The 1,914-nt window shown below is 72.7% G+C and carries 2 protein-coding genes; both read right to left on the reverse strand.

The annotated features are described in order from the left end of the window. Positions 1-745: FGGY family carbohydrate kinase (locus ACFFNX_RS48795; protein ID WP_378213281.1), on the reverse strand; the 745-nt coding region annotated here is incomplete at its 3' end. 1 nt (position 746) lies between these two features. Then, positions 747-1,745 carry a LacI family DNA-binding transcriptional regulator gene (locus tag ACFFNX_RS48800; RefSeq protein WP_378213283.1) on the reverse strand — a complete coding sequence of 333 codons (999 nt, stop codon included), beginning with the start codon at positions 1,743-1,745 and terminating at the stop codon, positions 747-749. Between the last annotated feature and the right edge of the window lie 169 nt (positions 1,746-1,914).

Below are 1,914 nucleotides of genomic sequence, written 5' to 3' on the forward strand. Positions count from 1 at the left end.
CGTACCCGAAGCGGTCGTGCTCGGCGGGCACCGCGAACACGGCCGAGGCGGTGTCGTGCGAGCCGACCGCGGTGACGGGCAGCGAGGACGGCAGGCCGGTGTCGGCGGCGACGTCGGCGCGCAGCGTGCCCACGCGGGAGCCGGACGGTCGCAGCGGCGGGAACAGGGAGCGCGGCAGGCCGAGCCGTTCGATCAGCGGGTACGCCCACGCGCCGGCCCGCACGTCGTACAGGCCGGTGGTCGAGGCGTTCGTCACCTCGGCGCCGGTCGCGCCGGTCAGCCAGTACGCGAGCAGGTCCGGGACCATCAGCAGCGTACGGGCCTGCGGGGGCAGCGGGGAGGACAGCAGCTGGTAGACGGTGTTGAACGGCAGGAACTGCAGGCCACTGACCTCGTACAGGGTGTCCGCGCCGACGTCGGCGACGACGCGCTCCAGGACGCCGTCCGTACGGCCGTCGCGGTAGTGGACCGGGTTGCCGATGAGCGCGCCGTCGTCGTCGAGCAGCCCGTAGTCGACCGCCCAGGAGTCGATGCCGACCCCGTCGCAGCCGCCGGCCGCTCGCAGGCCGGTGAGCACCCCGCGGTACAGGCCGAGCACGTCCCAGTGCAGCGTGCCGGCCACGCGCACCGGCTCGTTGGGGAACCGGTGAGCCTCGCGGAGGGCCAGCTCGTCGGCCCCGACACGGGCCACCATCACCCGGCCGCTGGAGGCGCCGAGGTCGACCGCGGCGTAGGTGCGCTCCATCTCAGCCGCTCGACTCGCGGACGACCAGCTCGGGCTGGAACATGATCTGCTGATGCGCGTGGCCCGCCGGGTCGTCGCACTCCTCCAGGAGCAGTTCGGTGGCGATCTTCCCGAGCTGGTACGTCGGCTGGCGGATCGAGCTGAGGGGTACGGCGGCGGCCGAGCTGAACTCGATGTCGTCGTAGCCGATGAGCGCGACGTCCTCGGGGACGCGCACGCCCGCTTGGAGCAGGACGCGCAGCACGCCGAGGGCAAGCAGGTCGTTCGCGCAGAACACGGCGTCCGGCAGGCCCTCGTCGAGGAGGGTACGGGCGGCGACCTGCCCACCGTGCGCGTTCATCTCCGGGACGACGACGTCGGTCAGGTCGCCGGGCGAAGGCCCGGACGTCTCCAGCGCCCGCAGGGCGCCGCGCCGCCGGTCGCTGCACTGGCGAATCGCCTTCGAGCCGCTGACGAACGCGAGGCGCCGCGCGCCGTTCTCGATCAGGTGGCGCACCGCGAGCTCGCCGCCGGCGACGTCGTCCACGGCGACCGAGCACACGTCGCCGGAGGCCGAGTGGTCGACGAGCACGACCGCGACGCCACGCTCGCGGAGCCGCGCCAGGCCGGAGGTGTCGTCACCCGCCGGGGTGATGAGCACGCCCCGGACCCGCTGTTCGGCCAGGACCCGCAGGTTGCGCGCCTCCTTTTCCGGTGACTCGCCGGAGTTGCACAGGATGACCGCATGGTCGCGGTCGCTCACCACGTCCTCGACGCCACGGGCGACCTCGACGAAGAACGGGTTGCCGACGTCGAGCACGACGAGCCCCACGGCGCGGCTCTGCCCGGCGCGCAGGGTGGAGGCCGAGCCGTTGCGCACGAACCCGAGCTCGCGGATGGCCTGCTCGACGCGCGCACGCGTCGTGGCGGCGACGCGCTCGGGGCGGTTCAGCACGTTCGAGACCGTGCCGGGGGACACGCCGGCACGCTGCGCGACATCCTTGATGCCCACGGTCGCCATCGCCGCGCCTCCTCCACCCAGTGGCGTTCACTTAAGCGAACCAATTAAAACGTGTCAACCGGGCCGGAACGAAGGTGCCGCGTCGCCGTCGACGGTGACCTTCTCGTTATCTGTTCCACATAACAGCAGCTCAGTGGCCTGATGGCGGGAGCGGGGCGGGGGTGGGCGG

This window comes from Actinoallomurus acaciae (assembly GCF_042429965.1).
Taxonomy (GTDB): domain Bacteria; phylum Actinomycetota; class Actinomycetes; order Streptosporangiales; family Streptosporangiaceae; genus Actinoallomurus; species Actinoallomurus acaciae.